14 protein-coding genes and 1 pseudogene are annotated in these 17,487 nt (G+C 40.0%); 13 read left to right on the plus strand and 2 right to left on the minus strand.

The window, feature by feature from the left end; genetic code table 11:
• Positions 1 to 57: 57 nt before the first annotated feature.
• From NYE58_RS36965 to NYE58_RS36985, 5 genes are all read left to right on the plus strand, one after another.
• Positions 58 to 1,410, plus strand: coding sequence for a DDE-type integrase/transposase/recombinase (locus tag NYE58_RS36965; RefSeq protein ID WP_341004422.1), 1,353 nt, complete (start codon positions 58 to 60; stop codon positions 1,408 to 1,410).
• Positions 1,403 to 2,203, plus strand: a complete 801-nt coding sequence (locus tag NYE58_RS36970; RefSeq protein WP_341004423.1) for an ExeA family protein — start codon at positions 1,403 to 1,405, stop codon at positions 2,201 to 2,203. Before NYE58_RS36965 ends, NYE58_RS36970 begins: the two co-directional genes overlap by 8 nt.
• A gap of 336 nt (positions 2,204 to 2,539) precedes the next feature.
• Entirely contained in the window at positions 2,540 to 2,803 is a 264-nt protein-coding gene (locus tag NYE58_RS36975) for a hypothetical protein (protein ID WP_081383690.1), read from the plus strand.
• 62 nt (positions 2,804 to 2,865) lie between these two features.
• Positions 2,866 to 3,123: a hypothetical protein gene (locus NYE58_RS36980; protein ID WP_076225166.1), complete on the plus strand. Its 258-nt coding sequence runs from the start codon at positions 2,866 to 2,868 to the stop codon at positions 3,121 to 3,123.
• Between the two features lie 202 nt (positions 3,124 to 3,325).
• Positions 3,326 to 4,630, plus strand: a complete 1,305-nt coding sequence (locus NYE58_RS36985) for a TniQ family protein (RefSeq protein ID WP_076179500.1) — start codon at positions 3,326 to 3,328, stop codon at positions 4,628 to 4,630.
• A gap of 86 nt (positions 4,631 to 4,716) precedes the next feature.
• On the opposite strand, the gene NYE58_RS36990 is transcribed toward NYE58_RS36985, so the two are convergent.
• Positions 4,717 to 5,232, minus strand: coding sequence for a helix-turn-helix domain-containing protein (locus NYE58_RS36990; RefSeq protein WP_340961879.1), 516 nt, complete (start codon positions 5,230 to 5,232; stop codon positions 4,717 to 4,719).
• 184 nt (positions 5,233 to 5,416) lie between these two features.
• Between NYE58_RS36990 and NYE58_RS36995 the strand changes: the two genes are divergently transcribed.
• The 8 genes and pseudogenes from NYE58_RS36995 to NYE58_RS37030 form a co-directional block, all read left to right on the plus strand.
• Positions 5,417 to 6,187 carry a TnsA endonuclease N-terminal domain-containing protein gene (locus NYE58_RS36995; protein ID WP_076225167.1) on the plus strand — a complete coding sequence of 257 codons (771 nt, stop codon included), beginning with the start codon at positions 5,417 to 5,419 and terminating at the stop codon, positions 6,185 to 6,187.
• Entirely contained in the window at positions 6,174 to 8,234 is a 2,061-nt protein-coding gene (locus NYE58_RS37000) for a Mu transposase C-terminal domain-containing protein (protein ID WP_076225168.1), read from the plus strand. The genes NYE58_RS36995 and NYE58_RS37000 overlap by 14 nt, the downstream gene beginning before the upstream one ends.
• Positions 8,235 to 8,240: 6 nt before the next feature.
• Entirely contained in the window at positions 8,241 to 9,167 is a 927-nt protein-coding gene (locus NYE58_RS37005) for a TniB family NTP-binding protein (protein ID WP_076179506.1), read from the plus strand.
• Between the two features lie 34 nt (positions 9,168 to 9,201).
• Positions 9,202 to 11,199: a TniQ family protein gene (locus NYE58_RS37010; protein WP_076179507.1), complete on the plus strand. Its 1,998-nt coding sequence runs from the start codon at positions 9,202 to 9,204 to the stop codon at positions 11,197 to 11,199.
• A gap of 287 nt (positions 11,200 to 11,486) precedes the next feature.
• Entirely contained in the window at positions 11,487 to 13,361 is a 1,875-nt protein-coding gene (locus tag NYE58_RS37015) for a DEAD/DEAH box helicase (protein ID WP_076179508.1), read from the plus strand.
• Between the two features lie 13 nt (positions 13,362 to 13,374).
• Entirely contained in the window at positions 13,375 to 13,710 is a 336-nt protein-coding gene (locus NYE58_RS37020; protein ID WP_076179509.1) for a hypothetical protein, read from the plus strand.
• A gap of 68 nt (positions 13,711 to 13,778) precedes the next feature.
• Entirely contained in the window at positions 13,779 to 14,561 is a 783-nt protein-coding gene (locus NYE58_RS37025; protein ID WP_076225170.1) for a hypothetical protein, read from the plus strand.
• A gap of 302 nt (positions 14,562 to 14,863) precedes the next feature.
• A pseudogene (locus tag NYE58_RS37030) lies at positions 14,864 to 15,793 on the plus strand (IS110 family transposase); the annotation flags it as partial.
• Positions 15,794 to 16,037: 244 nt separating this feature from the next.
• On the opposite strand, the gene NYE58_RS37035 reads toward NYE58_RS37030, so the two are convergent.
• Positions 16,038 to 17,240 carry an IS110 family transposase gene (locus NYE58_RS37035; protein ID WP_076121959.1) on the minus strand — a complete coding sequence of 401 codons (1,203 nt, stop codon included), beginning with the start codon at positions 17,238 to 17,240 and terminating at the stop codon, positions 16,038 to 16,040.
• Positions 17,241 to 17,487: the final 247 nt, after the last annotated feature.

Below are 17,487 nucleotides of genomic sequence, written 5' to 3' on the forward strand. Positions count from 1 at the left end.
CGCCCCACCTCTGCGGTAGACTCTCCTTGAGTTCAAAGAAGGAAGGAGTCGCCCCCCATGAAAGACCAAACCAAAGCCGAAGCCCTAGCCGCCGAGCGGATGCAACTTCTCGCTCCTCTGCTTGCGGACGGTTTAGACCCGGCCAAAGCCCGGGAGATGAAGACGAAAATCTGTGAACAGACCGGACTCTCCGAACGCACGCTACGCCGGTATATGGCGAGTTACCGAAGCGAGGGATTTACCGGGCTGAAGCCCAAAGGCAAAGGAAAACAGCCCTCGGACGAAGCGATACCGACAGACGTCCTGGAACAGGCGATCCTCTTGCGCCGGGAGGTCCCCGGCCGCAGTGTGGCGCAGCTCATTCAAATTCTGGAATGGGAAGGCCGAATTGCCCCTGGCCAAGTCAAGCGAAGTACGCTTCAGGAACGGCTGACGGCCCGTGGCTACAGTTCGCGTCATTTACGAATGTACGCTGAATCGGGCGTGGCCGCCCGGCGCTTTCAGCAGCGCCACCGCAACCAGCTGTGGCAATCTGACCTGAAGTATGGCCCGTATCTGCCCCTTGGCGAAGGCGGAACGATGAAGCAAGTGTTCTTGGTAGTATTTATTGACGACGCCACGCGGTTTATTGTGCACGGTGAATTTGTACCCGTCATGGACCAGCGTCTGGTGGAATCCGCATTTCGTCAGGCGATCCAAAAATATGGAGTTCCCGAGGCCGTCTATTTCGACAACGGGAAGCAGTACCGCAACCAAGGGATGACAAGAACCTGCTCCAAGCTGGGGACACGGCTGCTCTACACCAAGCCGTATTCACCCGAAGCGAAGGGGAAAGTGGAGCGATTTAACCAAGTCGTCGATTCGTTTTTGAGCGAAGTCGCCCTGGAGAAGCCAAAGACACTTCAACGGCTCAATGAGCGATTTGAGGTGTGGCTCTCGGAGTGCTACCAGCACAAGCCTCATTCGGCGCTAGCGGACAAACGAAGTCCGGAAACCGCGTTTCGCAGTGACCCGAAAGCGCTGCGGTTCATGGACCCGGACACTTTGACAGACGCGTTCCTGCATAGCGAAAAACGTAAAGTCGACAAATCCGGCTGCATTAGCTTTATGAACCGGAAATACGAAGTCGGGCTGAGCGTGATGGGCTGTACGGTCGAAGTCATTTATGACCCGGCAGACACCACCGAGCTGACGATTGAATACGAAGGCCGAGCTCCGTGGCGGGTTCGCGAGATGGTCGTGGGAGAACGTGCGGGAACCCGGCCAGCGTTGCCGGAACACCTGGGCGCCTCTTTGACAGGCAGCTCGAGACTGCTGGAGGCCGCAGAAATCCGGCACCAGCGCCGGAAGGAACGAGAAGCACCTGCGGTGACGTACCGCCGGGTGCAAAGGGAGGACGAAGATGTTTGAGTCCTTCTATGAGTTGCACCGCGCACCGTTTTCCAGAGATCTTGCCGTACCTGAACTGTATGCGGCTGTTGCACAGGACGAAACGCTCGGGCGCCTCGCTTATGTGGCAGAGCGTCAGTGGTTTGCCGTGCTTACGGGAGACTGCGGAACGGGAAAGACAACGACGATTCGGCGGCTAGGCGAGGAGCTAGACGAGACGAGGTTTAAGCTTTTATACCTGTCGGATTCCAAACTAACACCGCGCCACTTTTACAAAGGGCTGCTCGAACAGCTTGGATGTGAGTCGAAATTTTACCGAGGGGATGCCAAACGGCAACTGCACCGGGAGATTGAGCTTATGCGGGGGATTCACCGGCTGCAGCCCGTGGTGGTGGTAGATGAAGCCCATTTATTGGACCGGGAGATGCTGGAGGAGCTGCGCTTTCTGCTGAATATGAAAATGGATTCCCAGAGCCCTATGGCCTTGATTCTGGTTGGACAAAGTGAACTCTGGGACCGACTGGGGCTACAAGCGTACGCGGCGATCCGCCAGCGAATCGATATGCAGTGTTATCTTCCACATCTGGACCGCGCAGAAATGGGAGCCTATATGAAGAGGCATTTGAGCGCTGCGGGTGCAGCACACGAGTTGTTTACGGAGGCGGCGATAGATGAAATCTACCGTTACTCCAGCGGAGCCGCCCGGCTGGTGAACAAGCTATGCACGCACGCCTTAATCTACGGCGCACAGAATAAGCACCGGATTGTGGACGACCATATGGTCAAGCGTGTGATTCAGGGAGAATTGTCATAATTCTCCCTGTTTTTCTCCCTCGCTGCGGACAGATTGACCGTCAATAGCAGGACAACTCATGCCGTCAACCTCTGGACATTATGGGCTAGCAGTAACAATATACATTAGATTTTTTTATAGCGACTTGTCAATATGGTAGTTGTTTTTACTTGATAAGTCTCTTCAACGATTCATATTAGTGGATAATACTGTCGAGAAAATGTCATACCAATCATATCAAGCAGGGGCCTTTTAAATAAAGATGAATCAAAATTTATCAATAAAGATGAGAGTAATAATTAGTAAGGAGGGGATAATGGTTTATTAATCGCTGTACTTTCAGAAAGGGTGTAAGAGGTGGATTATAAAAATGTTTATGAGCTGCATCTACAACTACTCAGTATTTATGAAAAAAACACCAAGTATTCCGGCACGGATCAAAGTCAAATCAATTATTATAAACGGCAACTATTCATGTTTGCAGAAGATAATGTTCAACGAATTTTCGTCATAAATCAGCTGCTAAAAATTTATGAGGAAAATCGAGAAGTCCTTGTGAAGAGCTGCGCAGATCAATATTTCTCAAGAGGGGTATTTAATGATGCTGAACCGGGAGTGTAATGGATAAAACTAATTATCGTGTTAGATATCATTTTATTGATGAAATTTGAGGAGGTCAATAATTGCATAACATTCATATGTTGGATCGGCCATATATTCAAGATATATTAGAGCACTTGCAAAGTCTTGGTTACGAACCCGGTAAAGCAAAAGAATTATTAATTCAATTTTATCGATCTATTAAAAGAATATATGGCTTCTATCTCAATGCAAGAGAGTTTGCAATGTTAGTACATGAGCTAAACAAGGCAGTCCATAGAAAATATGATCCGACAGATTCTAATCAGATATTCATTGGCCACCTAAGGGGATTAATTTGAGGACAAGGAAAGGCATTGGGTATTTAATTGTTTATGTATATTTGTTAAAAACGCCTATAACTCGTAAGTACTTACGAGTTATAGGCGTTTTTATTCCTTGACCAAGACTAGGAAGCTATGTAAAATTTTTTTCTCATAGTATAAATATCGGATTTCGGATAAATAATGATAGATATGATCTGATATATAAGGGAGGAAAAAGATGAACTTAGGAGTGAGATTAACACCTTATGATGGGGAGGCATTAGGAGGGTTTCTCCAGCGATTAGCCGATCGAAATGGGCATTCAATGCTCTCATTATTATACTGTTTTCTACATCCTTCAAAAAAGACGTTGAAGCAAGCAGACATTGCTAGAATTGACTGCATTGCTAAAAATATATTGAATTTCAAAAGCATGGAGCAGTATATAGGAGTGAGCTCAAGTAAGCTAAAACAGCACTCTTTATGGTCCACCATCAGTCATTTTGTAGACGATGGTGAGATCTCTTCAACAAAGATAATGAGAGAAATGATACGTATAGACTATGCATATTGCCCACAATGTATATATGAGTACAAATACAGGAAGCTTATGTGGAACTTGAAAGTTATATCCTATTGTCCTGATCATAATCTGCATCTAAATGAAGTATGTACTCATTGTAGAAAACCAATTAAATTAACACATCTACGGGATTGTTCGCTTTGTCCGTATTGCAGTGGATACCTGGGGGGAGAGGGGAAGGAGCGAAAAGTGAATAAGGACGATATATATGAAAGCTTTATCCGGGACTCGTTCACTAGACTTCAGGATGAATCAATACCATACATGAATACTCAGCAGGTAGCACAGAAATTAATTTATATGCTGGTGGATAAGGATCAACCAATCGATAATGAGCAACTAAAAAACCGAATGGGAGGAAGGGCTTGCGCAGAATACTTATTACAGCAGGCAAGAGGAAGCTCCCTCAGACGAGTTCATCTACTACAGATATTTGATTTATTATTTATAAACAAATGGTCGATTGATGATTTTATACAGCTGAAAGTACCTGGTACGTTTACTGCCCGGCTAACAGGTCATTTACAACTGAAAATGGTGAGTAGCCCTCCGCTTATTAAGCGTAAAGTGGTTCAACCTCCAAGGAAATATAACAATGCTGTTTCTAAACAAATTGAAGATATCTGCACTGATATCCATCTGAAAGGGGGCAAGATCACTAACTTGAAAGTAGTAAAACAAATTGGGATCAGTGACAATACCCTTCGCAAATGGGGGATGTTACATACTATAGAAGATTGCAAAAAAGCAGTTAAGCAGCGTGAGCACAAAGAAATGGAAGTAGAATGGGAGAGGCGTATCAACTTATTCTTGGAGGAAGAAGCAGGTGATATTCATACAAATGATATATACGAATATATCGGAGTAAAACCAGCTGTAATTCGAAAGATTGCACCGAATCTTATAGCTTTAATTCAAGAAATCCGTTCCGATATCCGAGCAACTCAAAGATTTTTTTAACATTCAATATTTTTTTGTTGCGAAATATCGGATTTCGGATTTCGTGAAAAATGAGAGAGAGGCTGAATTAATGAATAGATTTAGTTTTATTGAAAACTGACTTTTCCTGATCCGTTTATATCGGCTTTTAGTTCACTTTTTTCTTCTACCTCAGATACTATTTCATCAATTTCCCACTGATGCGCAGTTTCTTTTTTTGCTAATGCTCTTTCTGTCACTTTAATTAATTCACAATACACATTCAACTCATCCGTAGATAAAGGCCGGTTGCCAACATGAAATTGATATCCAGATTGAAGGACATCGATTAAATCATATGAATCTTGGAAAATCCAATCCCAGTGCTTCGAACGAGCTAGGATAAGCTGGCTTCGGCCCTGTGGATGGAAATAGGAGGGGTTTTTATCCATGCCAAGTAAGGAATCAGTTGAAATATTAAAGACCTCAGCAAGTCGAACAACCTGATTTATGTCGGGTTTTGCAGCGTCCCGTTCCCAGTTAGAAATAGCTTGTTTTGATATTTCTAACCGATCTGCTAAGTCCTGTTGGCTCCAGTCACAGCTAGTACGTAATTCTCTTAACCGATTACCAAAATGTATCATAATATCCCTCATTTCATTGACTATTATAATTTTAGCATATAAAAAACTGCAAATCACGTTTTGCTTTACCTAAAAAATGTTGACTGTAACACGAAGTGGGTTTAATATGGCTTCAAAGGACTTGTCAATTTTTATGTTACATAAATTTATTTTTTTGTAAAACAATATGTTACGGAGGTGCATTATGGATTGGTCTAATAAGGGAAGTTGGGAAATGGAAGATCAGGAGTACCAAGCTAAACGGAAAGTAGATAACAAAAATAGCTTTTATCATCGTCATATGTTTGGCGTCTATCAAGGCTACAAAATGCAAAGAGGGATGCGTTACGAATCTAACAACGAGAAGCTGTTTTTCTTTTTGCTAGACCTGGCCCCAGAGGTTATTCGGTTTTATGAGCAGCCCGTAGAAATACCGGTTCGGTTCCTAAGTGAGCATGGGGTCATTAAAGAGAGTGTCCATGTTCCGGATGTTTTAGTTTTTAGAGAAAATCATGTTCCCTGGCTTATACAGATTAAAGAACCAGATCCAAAGTTGCTGGAGGATGTCTCTTTTTTAAAACTTCAAGAAATCTGCAAGGATTATGCTCGATCAAAGGGGTGGGAGTATAGTGTCCTGTATCCTAAGAACATTCCGATTCACCTACAGAAAAATATTAAGTTCTTGGTTAACTTTCTTCACTTAGACATTATCCCCGTAGATCTCGTGAATCGCATCCAATCTTTTTTGCATTATCGACGAAGTGCTTCGATTCTTGAATTATCAGAATTCTATCAGCCAGACTATCAACCATATCAGGCCAAACCAGTGATTTTCCATATGATTGCAAAAAGTATTTTGTCGACAGATTTATCAGTGCCCATTACCTCTATGAGTGTAGTAACTATTAATAATGCAGGAGCGACGGGGATTTCTAAATACCTTGAGAAAGGAAGTCGTTCAGATGCATTCCTTTGAGCTTAAAGTTAATAGTGAAATTAGTGTATTCGGTAGAAAGCATACGGTCATTTCTATAACTCCCCCAAATGTGGTTTTAAAACGAACAGAAGGGGATGGGGAAACTTTTGAAATGGATTACTATAAGCTGATTAGCCATCCAATGTTTGCTGCAGAAGGAAGTGAGATTCAGAAGAATAAAGACCCTAAACGAAAGCATTTACTGGATATAATCACGGAGCAATTTCAGAGTACGGTTTCAAAACGCTTTGAAATTATTCGCCCTATTATAGTACTGGAAGATTACAAAGTTCGAAAAAATGTAAAAGCGAGATTATTCTTTCTGGAAAAATACTCAAACCTTATTAAAGAGAGTGAAACACTTGAAGGTGTGCATCAAGAAACGTTAATTACGCGAATTGCAGATCAGCACCGACTAAACAAAAGAACGATTAAAAGATATCTTGCCGGTTACCGAAGAGCTGAACAATTGGAGAGCCGAGGAGAGTTGGGGTTAATACCGGAGTATGGAAAAGGACATCTGCAGCGTAAAGACAACTACACGCTTCAAATATGTCATCCTTCAAAAAAAGATCTGGTCCTTGATATTATCACAACTAGACTTCCTCCTGAAACTCACCCAGTCCTCAAAGATGTTATTGAGCAGGAATATCTTAAGCTCAAAAAGATTTCAAAAAAAGAGACATATCACAGAATTGAAGACAGATGTTTGCGGGAAGGGCTTGAAAAACCCGCTAGGAGTACGATTTACAAACTCTTAGATCGCATTGACCCCCAAATACGAGATCGCATGCGTGAAGGGGCAAAGGCCGTGAGGGAATATGAACCGGTGCAGCGAGGATTTACTAACGAAGAAGCGATGTTTCCTTTACATATTGTTGCTATCGACCATACACAGCTTGATGTTGACGTCATCGATGGTAAGACGGGATGCGAAATTGGCAGACCATTCATTACTGTCGGAATCGATTTATACTCCAGGTGTATCTGGTGTTTGTATATTTCATTTGAAGATCCTTCTTCAAATGTATTACGAAAGGCTCTCCTGCAGGGGATGTTTCTTAAGAAATCGAAAGAACGCAATGGTACTGAAAGTGAATGGGTAGTCCATGGAATTCCATACAATATTATGGTTGATAACGGTAAGGACTTCCGCAGTATTGAGTTTGAGCGCGTTGTTAATGAAGTTATGAAATCACATTTAATGTTTAGACCCAAAAAAACACCTCATTATTCCGGCGTTATCGAACGCTTCTTCAAAAGGCTAAATGACGATCTTATTCATCAATTGGATGGGACCAGGAAGTCGAATGTTGCAGATAAAGGTGAATACAAATCGGAAGAAGAAGCTGTACTTACCTTAGATGAATTACAAAATTTTATTACTCAGCATATTGTCGATATCTACCACTATGAAACACATGGCGGGCTGCCTCTTGATGAAAATAAGCCAATGGTTCGGTTTACCGAAGGGTGTAAAGAGTTCGGCCTTCCACGTTTTGTTCTTGACAAGGATGAAGAAGATTATCGAATGGAACTGCTCCCAACGTATATGAAGCCTTACACGAAGGATGGAGTGGTATTGAACAATGTATCGTATAAATCGGACAGTCTCAACCTGTTCATTGGACCTAGAGAAACCAAATACAAAATCAAATATGATCCGGATGACATCTCCAAAATATACTTTTTGCATCCCGAACTACAACAATACATCGAGGTCTACGCACAGCAACCTGCAGTTGATTTGCTTGATGGGATGAACCTTCATGTGTACAAGGCACTTAGGGTGAGGTGGAAGAATGAATCGGAGGAAAAAGCAAAGGGATTACCAAGTAATGAAGACGTTCAACGCCTACGTGGAAAATTGAGAGGAGAGCTTACAGAAAAATACAGGAAAAATAGAAGTGCCAGAAAGAAAGCACAAAAGATGAAATTGGATGTGTCCGTAGACTATGCTCAGCCTAAGGCTGGTATTGTAATTAAACCAAAAGCAAGTGACATTTTAGCATTAGCAAAACAAGCAAGAAACAATAGAGAGGGGTAAATGTTCATGAATACTACTAAAGAAGAGTTTGCTGAAAGACTAAAGAAATTGCATGTTGAATCTCCATCCGTAAAAAAAACCTGGGAAATTTTCGATTCAATGAGGGCGCATCAGAAAATTGGAGATAAAAAGCGGTATCCCAGACATTTGTTTCTAATCGGACATTCCGGTATAGGGAAATCCCATTTGATTAACAAATATATGGATGCAAACGTCGGCTATACACAAACGTACGAGGACGGGACAGAAATAGATATTAAGCCTGTAATCGTTATGGAATTGCCCAACCCCTTTACAGTGATGGAATTCTATCAAAGCATGGTCAGAGCACTTGGGGCACCTACATTAATGGGCAAAAAGACAATCGGGGATGTTAAGCGCCAAGCTTTTACCTTAATTGAGCAGCAAAAGGTAGAGATGATCATTTTAGACGAGATGAATTATATTGTAAAGGGTCGCACCATGCGAGGTGATGAAGCTATGGAGCACATCAAGCACGTTGCGAATTCAGCTCATGTTTCTCTAGTATGTGTAGGAACTCCAGTAATCGATAGCTTAAGAACTTCTGATTTTCAGTATTTACGCCGTTATCCTGTGATGCGCTTAAATAGATACAAAGAGTGTGATGAAACGTTTATTGAATTTATGCAAGAAATGGAACGTAATCTGCAACCACCCGAACCAATCGGATTAGGCGATCCAGATTCTTACCTGCCCCAACTTTTCCATAATTGGAGTAAGGGAGTTATTGGCCTGGTTGTTCAAATATTAATTGAGGCATATCGACTAGCGGGATTGTTTGACTTGACTGTAGAGCAATGTCCTATCTTGAAGATTGAAGATCTTGAAGCAGCAAAAAACAACATTTATGGCGATTTAATCGAGGATGAACTGGAGACATTACTGGTAGAGAAAGCCGCTTCTTCTAAATGAAGAAGCTTTTTTAATGAATAGTGGAGGGGAAATAATGAGATTTACTATACGGTTGAAGCCTCAGGATGGGGAGTCTTTAAGTAGCTATCTTTTTCGTTGTTGCCAAGTGAATAGTATATCATTTGAAAGCATATGGCCATTAATACGTTCAAATAAAACGGGGGGGAAGTGTCGTAAAAGGATTATGAAATCATTAGATTCAAACCCGTATACACATCTGGACTTAAAAAAAACAGCTTATGTTACAGGGCAATCTGAAGAAATACTTGAACTCCTTACATATTATATACTAATAAGAAAGTTATCGACTAGCGAAGTGGATATAACGAAGGTTAACTTTGAGACTGTGTATGGCCGTGAATATATTAACGGGATATCAAGAAAAATCTGCGCTGAATGTGTTGCTCAAGGCGAAGGGCATAAACTCATTTGGAATGTTATAGGAGTGGACTATTGCGAAAAACATCAAAGCTTATTAATTGATCGATGTCCCCATTGTAAGGAATCTTTTAAGTATTCAAATGCCAGCTTTTTTGAAGGAAGGTGTCCACATTGTGAAAAGATAATGACTACTGAAAGCTGTAAAAACACAGCATCTTTCCTAATGCAACAAAACAGCCCGTATAATCTTTCTTGGAAGTGGCTACTTACTAACGAACGAATGCCTAAACATAATCACTTCTCAGCAGGTCAATTATTAGGGCTTAAACTCATGTATGCCGTTCAAAATAAATCTTTTGAAAAAGAAAACTTGTTTAGGGAAGGCGGGTTGTACAACTTTAGATTGGCAATAAAGGCCGGTAAGAAAAATGTTTCATTAGCAACAGTATTTAAAGTGGTGACATTAACAGAAAAATCGTTATGGGGATTAAATGAAATTCAACTAACGGATCAGATCATTGAAGATATCATGCTATACCCAAGAAAAAGAGCTACGCTAAAACCGCTAGGCGAGTGTTTAGCACCGTGGTGTCCATCTTTCCAAACGAATAAAAGAATGTCTCGAGTGACTCACCCTTATTGGTTTACAGATCGTAAATCCTATGACGAATGTTCAGTGTGTACTGATTGCTACATGGAGTATGGTTATTCCAAAGAAACGGGGAAATGGGAAAATGTTAATAATGTAATAAAAAGGATTCAGGGAATTCATGATTTAAAGAAACAACTTGCTTCTCATAAAGAAATTCAAAAAAGGATAGGAATAATAGGAGAGAAGTTATGGAAAGATTTATGCTACTCGGATTACTATATTGGGACACAATTTTATCCGATGGTGCAAATAGCTCCAGCAAATGCAGTGCAATGTTTTAAAGAAATGATAAGCGAAGGAGGTCAACTGCGTATAACAGCTAAAAAGCGATTTGGATGGGATGCTTTTGAATATTATAGTGCTTTGGCTATGAAAGAGGTAAAGCAGTTTTTATTTTTTGATAGCCATCAGTATAGGAAAAGAACAAGCCGCAAAAAAAATAAGAGTAAGCCTATAGTAAACAAAGAATTACTTGAACATTATTTGATTCAAAATACTGTGGTTAACATGGAGGAAGTGGCTGCGACACTAGATATAACCAAGGGACAATTATTATATTATGGTTTTAATAAACCAATAGTTTTACATAACCAAAAGGTGAAAATGGGCTTGCTAGAAAATGAGAACGTAAGATTAATCGAACGAGCTAAAGAATTTATCAGGCAATGTGCAAAAGAAGAACAAGATTGGAAAAAAAGTGATATCTATAATGATCTGAGTATACGTGGTGAGGATTTGAAGCGTAAGCATTTATCAGTGTTTGAATACATTGATCAGCAGTATATAGCATCAAGACAACGTATGTACGAAAACGAGATAAATGTATTAAAAGAAAAGGCGAAAATGGCTGTTGAAGAAATAAGGGTATTGGGGAATATGGTTTTAACCAAAAAAGCGGTTTGTGAAAAAATAGGCCTTACTTATGAAAAAGTTCTTAAGGTTCGACCTCAGTTGCATTCATATATAGGATTATTAGTAAACATGGAGTCTGATGATTAACTATTTTTTAATAGAATTCTCAATAGATTGAGAAAATCCCGTACCCGATTAAAGGTACGGGATTTTCATTGAAGATACGTTTCATTTGTTCAGAATTGGCTATTTCATACTAGTATATGGATATATTGGGAATTCAATATACTCCTAAAGTGGCAACCGGATCTATGGATAAGGATAATTAAAAATGAAATTTTTAAAAAAATTCCAAATATATAAAGGTGAATGCTTCTGTATGGCGAAATAATTACAAAAAAGTGGTATTAAATAACAACAATGGAGGAAGTAATATGCCATTTGATATCAATTATTTCATGAATGCTAAACCTGCAATAGTGGAAAATGATGAACTAAGAGAGCCACAAGTTTTAGCTTATATTGATGCCTTTAATCATTTTAAAGAAGAGGGTTCGAGTAGGGATGCAGTTATCATCTTACCGACTGGTGCCGGGAAAACTGGAGTAATAGGCTTGGTTCCGTATGGAATGTGTCAAGGACGTGTTCTAATAATTACTCCACAACTTGTTATTAAGGATCATGTTGTTGAATCACTGGACCCGTCCGAACCAGGAAACTTCTGGCTTAAAAGAAAGGTGTTTAATGAATTTAAAGACTTACCAATTGTGAATGAATTTGATAACGACATTAATCAAGAAGAATTAGAAAATAGCAATATCATTATTTTAAACATTCATAAATTAAGCTCGCGTTTTAGAAACTCTCTTCTAAAAAAAGTCGGTCCTAATTTTTTTGATATGATTATTATCGATGAAGCCCACCATTCTCCAGCAGAAACTTGGCAAAATGCTCTGAATTATTTTAGCAAATCAAAAGTGGTGAAAGTTACTGGTACGCCATTCAGAACCGATAGAAAGCCTATAGAAGGTAAAATTATAACTGATTATGGACTTGGAAGAGCCATGCAACAAAACATCGTAAAATCATTAGAAAACTTCAAATTACTCCCTGAAGAAGTTTACTTAACAATAGATAACGACTTTACTCGAAAGTATACAATAAATCAATTACGGGAACTTGGTATTAAAGATGAAAATTACATAGCTCGAAGCGTAGCTCTTTCAAAAGAATGTAATGAACAAATAATAAATGAAAGTATAAGTGCTTTAAATTCAAAAAGAATTGGATCAACAATTCCACATAAAATCATTGCTGTAGCTTGTAGTATTAATCACGGAGAAACACTTGAAACAATGTATCAAGAACAGGGGCTCAGGGCTCGATTGATCCATAGTGAGTTAGAACCTGAAACGAGAAAGAGGATATTATCTGATGTCGAGAATAATAGATGCGATGTAATTATTCACGTGGCAATGCTAGGTGAAGGATATGATCATATTTTTCTATCAGTTGCTGCTATATTTAGACCCTTTAAATCACTTGCACCGTATTCTCAGTTTATAGGACGCATATTAAGATATATTGATGGTCCCGATGTAGTTAAACCTTCAGATAATATTGGAACTGTTATAGCTCACAGAGATCTTGGTCTTGATCCTTTGTGGAGGGAATATCAGAAAGAACTCAAAATTAAAGAAGTAATAGAAAAAGTTAAAGAGCAAGAGAAGTTTGAAAGATCCCTGACAAGGGACTTAGGCCAAAAATATAATAAAGGTATTGCTGATGTGGAATTATTAGGAACATTGGACACGGAATCAGAATACTATTTGTCTACAGCATTAACTGAAGAAAACGAGAAATTTGAAGCGGAAATAAAATTAAAAATTGAGTCATTCAAAAGCCTTCTTCCAAATTCATCAGAAGAAGAAATAAGAAAGTTCATCATAACGCAAGAGAAGCCAAGAGATGAGAATCCGTTACTCAAATCGCCCAAAAAGTACCGTATGTTTGTCCGCAAGGAGTTCCATGAAAACGTACGTATGAACCTTCCTGCCAAACTAATTAGTGAATTTGGGGTTGAAAAAGAGGGGCGAGAATTTGCTAAAGCATTACCTTCAAAGTACTTTTATTTGAAGAATAATGAGGAGCTGGATAACGCTGCTCTAATTGCACTCTATCTTAATGATAAATTAAAAGAGGAATTTGGTCAGAGAGATGTTTGGACATTGGATAATTATTTCAGAGCACAAGATTATCTAGATGAGCTTGTTAAGCACTTAGCTGAAATGATACAATCCACATTGTAAAGGAGTGAGCAATATGATCGAAATTACAAACGAATTACATGAATTAATTTACAAAAATTCAGTGTGGCCACAGGATTTATTGGAGAACCTTAGAGATCCGGATTATCTAAGTGTTAATTTCGACGCTTACATGCAGGGAACTAAGGCGGAAGTGGTTTTTTTTGATGAAGGTAAGAAGATTATTACCCACTATTACTTCAACAGCAAAGGCTTCGTTCAAAAAATCGAAATGATTGAGAATGAGAGTACATTTACTGTGTACAGCCGTATTGATGAGATTGTAAAAGTATTAATCAAAACAGACAACATCCAATGTTTACAGGAAATCACGAATCTTCTAGCAGCATAGAATGAGTTATCGCCCCAATTTGGGGCTTTTTTTATTTAAGGGAAATTCTATTTATCGTCACATACATAATGCTGAAAATGGATTATATTTCAATGGATGATATACTTTACTTATTTTATTTCTATGAGGTGCGAACTGTGAAGGGAAAGTTGCTCGATTATTACAAGGACAACGTACGTGCGTATGCCTTGGTTTTTGTTTATGTTAAGAAAGAATACAAAATGTTTAATTTATTTTTTTGGTTCATGGTATTTTGTTTATTCTTAGTTGCTGGCGCATCATTTTCTTATCATTGGAATAAAGTGCTTTTTAACTACTCCCTTCTATTATTTCCACTTTCTATATTTCTATTTGTTTGGGGGAAAAGGAAATTAGACTTAGCGGCGAGAACATTTCTTGAGAATGAGCTTGAGCTTATGGTTCCCTTAAAGGGTTGGAGAGGAGAACAATTTAATCTTCTTCAAATAGAATTAATTCAAACATTTTTGCTAGACAATGGATTACATTATAAATGGAAAATTGAAAAGTTAATCGATTCATATGAATTAGAAGTGAAAAATAGAAAACTGGCACCTTTGATCGCTCCAAGCATACTGCTTACATTGACAGTTCCAAACATAAATCAATATCTTCCTTATCTATATAAAAGTCCTGATGTAATAAAGTATAATGCTCAGGGTTATATTTTTATTGGTATATTTCTTCTATCATTGGTAGTCCTTATGCTAGTGACAGTAATGAGTAGGGCATATCAGGAAGTAAAAGAGGAAGTCTTAATTCAAGATTTAATACTAAGAAAAAATCTAATTTCAATTTTGCAGGATGTATTATTAAAACTCGAAGAAAAATAATTTGAATGCCACATAAAAACTCCTAGAGAGACAAGGATTGATTTGTGGTTGTCCTGGCGCGTAATTTAAAGTATCTGTCTGATACCGCTAAGGTAAGACTCCAGTGGGGAGCTCGGGAGGGGGATATATGTTCAGAGAAAATAAATTATTAGACTGATAGGCTTTTCATTCAGCTAACGGGCAGCATTCCTATTATGAAGAAATATCGGGTTTGAGAAACAAAAAGACTCCTTGGTAAGATATAAAAGGATCTCAGTTGCTGGCCAGCGACAGATCCAAATACATTCCAAGGAGACTACACTATGCATTTTAATCAAAATCAGCGAATTACTCAAATCACTTCCTCCACACTCATTGTTGGTGTGGACATTGCAAAGTTCAAACATGTGGCTCGAGCACAAGACTTTCGTGGGGTTGAATTCGGGAAGCCAATTTCGTTTGAAAACAGCTTGGAAGGGTTTGAGTTGTTCGTAAACTGGTTCCGGAAAATTATGTCGGAACACGGATGCGAAGACGTCGTGGTAGGTATGGAACCCACCGGTCAGTATTGGCTGAATCTTGCACACTACCTGAGAGAACAGACGATTGTCTTTGGCGTGGTAAATCCGTTGCACGTTAAAAAGAGTAAAGAATTAGACGACAATTCACCAACTAAGAACGACATTAAGGACGCCAAGGTCATCGCACAGCTTGTCAAAGACGGGAGATACGCCGTACCGAATATTCCACAAGGCATCTATGCAGAGCTGCGTGAAGCTATGAAAATTCGCGAACACCTGTCGACTGACTTGCGCGTTGTGCAAGGGCGAGTCCATAACTGGCTAGATCGGTATTTTCCTGAATTCCTCACGGTGTTTAAGGATTGGGAATGTAAATCGGCAATTCAGATGCTCAGCCTTAACCTGTTGCCGCATGAACTCGTTAAGTTACCGGATGAGTTTCTACTGGGGCACCTACGAGAAGTGGCAAAGCGAGGTGCAGGGCTGGGGCGCATAACGAGCCTGAAATCAGCGGCTAACCGTTCGGTAGGCATTAAGCAAGGAACAGAATTGGCCAAGATGGAACTTCAGTTGTTGTTGGCGCAGTATCAATTGATTCAATGTAAGTTCGCAGAGCTTGAAACGAAGCTAGATCAACTTCTCCATCAGATTCCTGGCGTTAATCATTTGCTAGCAATCACAGGAGTCGGTAGAGATACAGTGGCCGGTTTCCTCGCAGAGATAGGCGATATCGGTGTCAGAAGAAAATAAGGTTATAGACTGGGAAATAAAGTGTTAGACTGAACAAATAAAGTTCTAGACTGAGAAAATAAAGTATTAGACTGACGAAGCATCATTAAGCTATTCCAGCTAATAGCTTGTCAATATTTAATTATTAATGGCCGATTCCTGAAGTGGTATACTTAAAAAAAGATATGACAAATAACCGTCCCCTTCGGCACAGGAATATATTTCATCTTTTTCTATTTCATGCTGCTCATTCTAGACGAAATGCTTCTTTTGAAGTTAAGATGGCAAAAATCCAGTGGATGAGTTTGTTTACACAAGCAATTACCGCTACTTTGAACAGCTTTCCTTCCGCACGCTTTTTATCGTAGTAAGCTCTTAATTTCTTGTTTCTATTACTACGAATACCACAGCGCACAGCTTGATACAGGGCTGTACGAAGCCTTCTCGAGCCATGTTTCGTGATTCGATTTTGGGTTGCCACAAACTTACCTGAAGCAAATACACTGGGATCAACACCAGCAAAGGCCACCAGCTTCTTTGCGTGATCGAACCGATCGATTTCTCCAATCTCAGCCAAAATTGTTGCAGCAATTTTCGTGCCGATACCGGGTATCGATTGGATTAAATCATATTCAAGTAACTCTTCAGCCAGGGTCTCTATCGATTTATCAAGGTCTGATAGATGGTCCTGGTATTGAAGAAGTAATTTGATGAGCAGCTGCATGGAGATCAAATGACTTGGAAAAGCCGTCTCCTTAAAGGGATTTCGCCTTGCTGCAGCCGCTAGGATTTGAGCGCGTTCCAAACACCATGAGACGGATCTTCCGCGTCCAGTAAGACGTTGGATTGTTGTTGTAATCTCTTCCACAGTCATACCCAGGACTTCTTTAGACGTCGGGTGTAAGGCTAGAAATCGAAGTGAAACTTTCGAATAAAGGTCACCAAACACGCCATGGTATTCGGGAAAAACTTGATCCAGAATGGCCTGGAATTGTAGTTTTGCTTGAACATACATACCCGTTAGGGATTCATACTGTCGTGTTAGATAGCGTAAATTCATGAGATGCTGACCCCGTTTTTTGATGGGTTCAAACTCTTCTTTATAGAACAGTGCCCCAAGTTGATAGGCATCAGCAGCATCCGTCTTGACCCGTCTTAAATTAGTTTTTTTGGCCTCATATGAGATTAACGGATTAATGACGATGTATAGATACTGGTGCTCATCCAGAAACTGAACAACAGGGCTATGATAATGACCTGTTGCCTCCATTACAATGCAAGGGCTCACCCCAGCAGCTGATTCCACTGCTCTAACATAATTAAGAAAAGACGATAATCCCTCTAGATCATGATTAAATTTAAAGATCTTCCCATGAGGTACTCCACGGTCTAAAAAAGCTTGTGCATGGCTCTCTCCCTTGGACACATCCAAACCAATGACTGGATTCATGACATCACTCCTGTAGTATTTTCACCGGCAACCCCTAACCTTCTTGTCTTCCACACTATCGCATGTGATACGGGATCAACGTCCCAACCAGCCTAACCATGGTTGAACAAGTAGGGGGGATGAACAGAATAGCTCTCGGGATCCAAGTCCCACGGGCAGAAACGTTCGATCCCCGGCTACCGCTATCTTACGACCATACAAAAAAAAGGTCGACCAGAAAGATCTGGTGACCTCATAATACGAACGG

Source organism: Paenibacillus sp. FSL L8-0708 (assembly GCF_038009325.1).
Classification (GTDB): Bacteria; Bacillota; Bacilli; order Paenibacillales; family Paenibacillaceae; genus Paenibacillus_AQ; species Paenibacillus_AQ odorifer.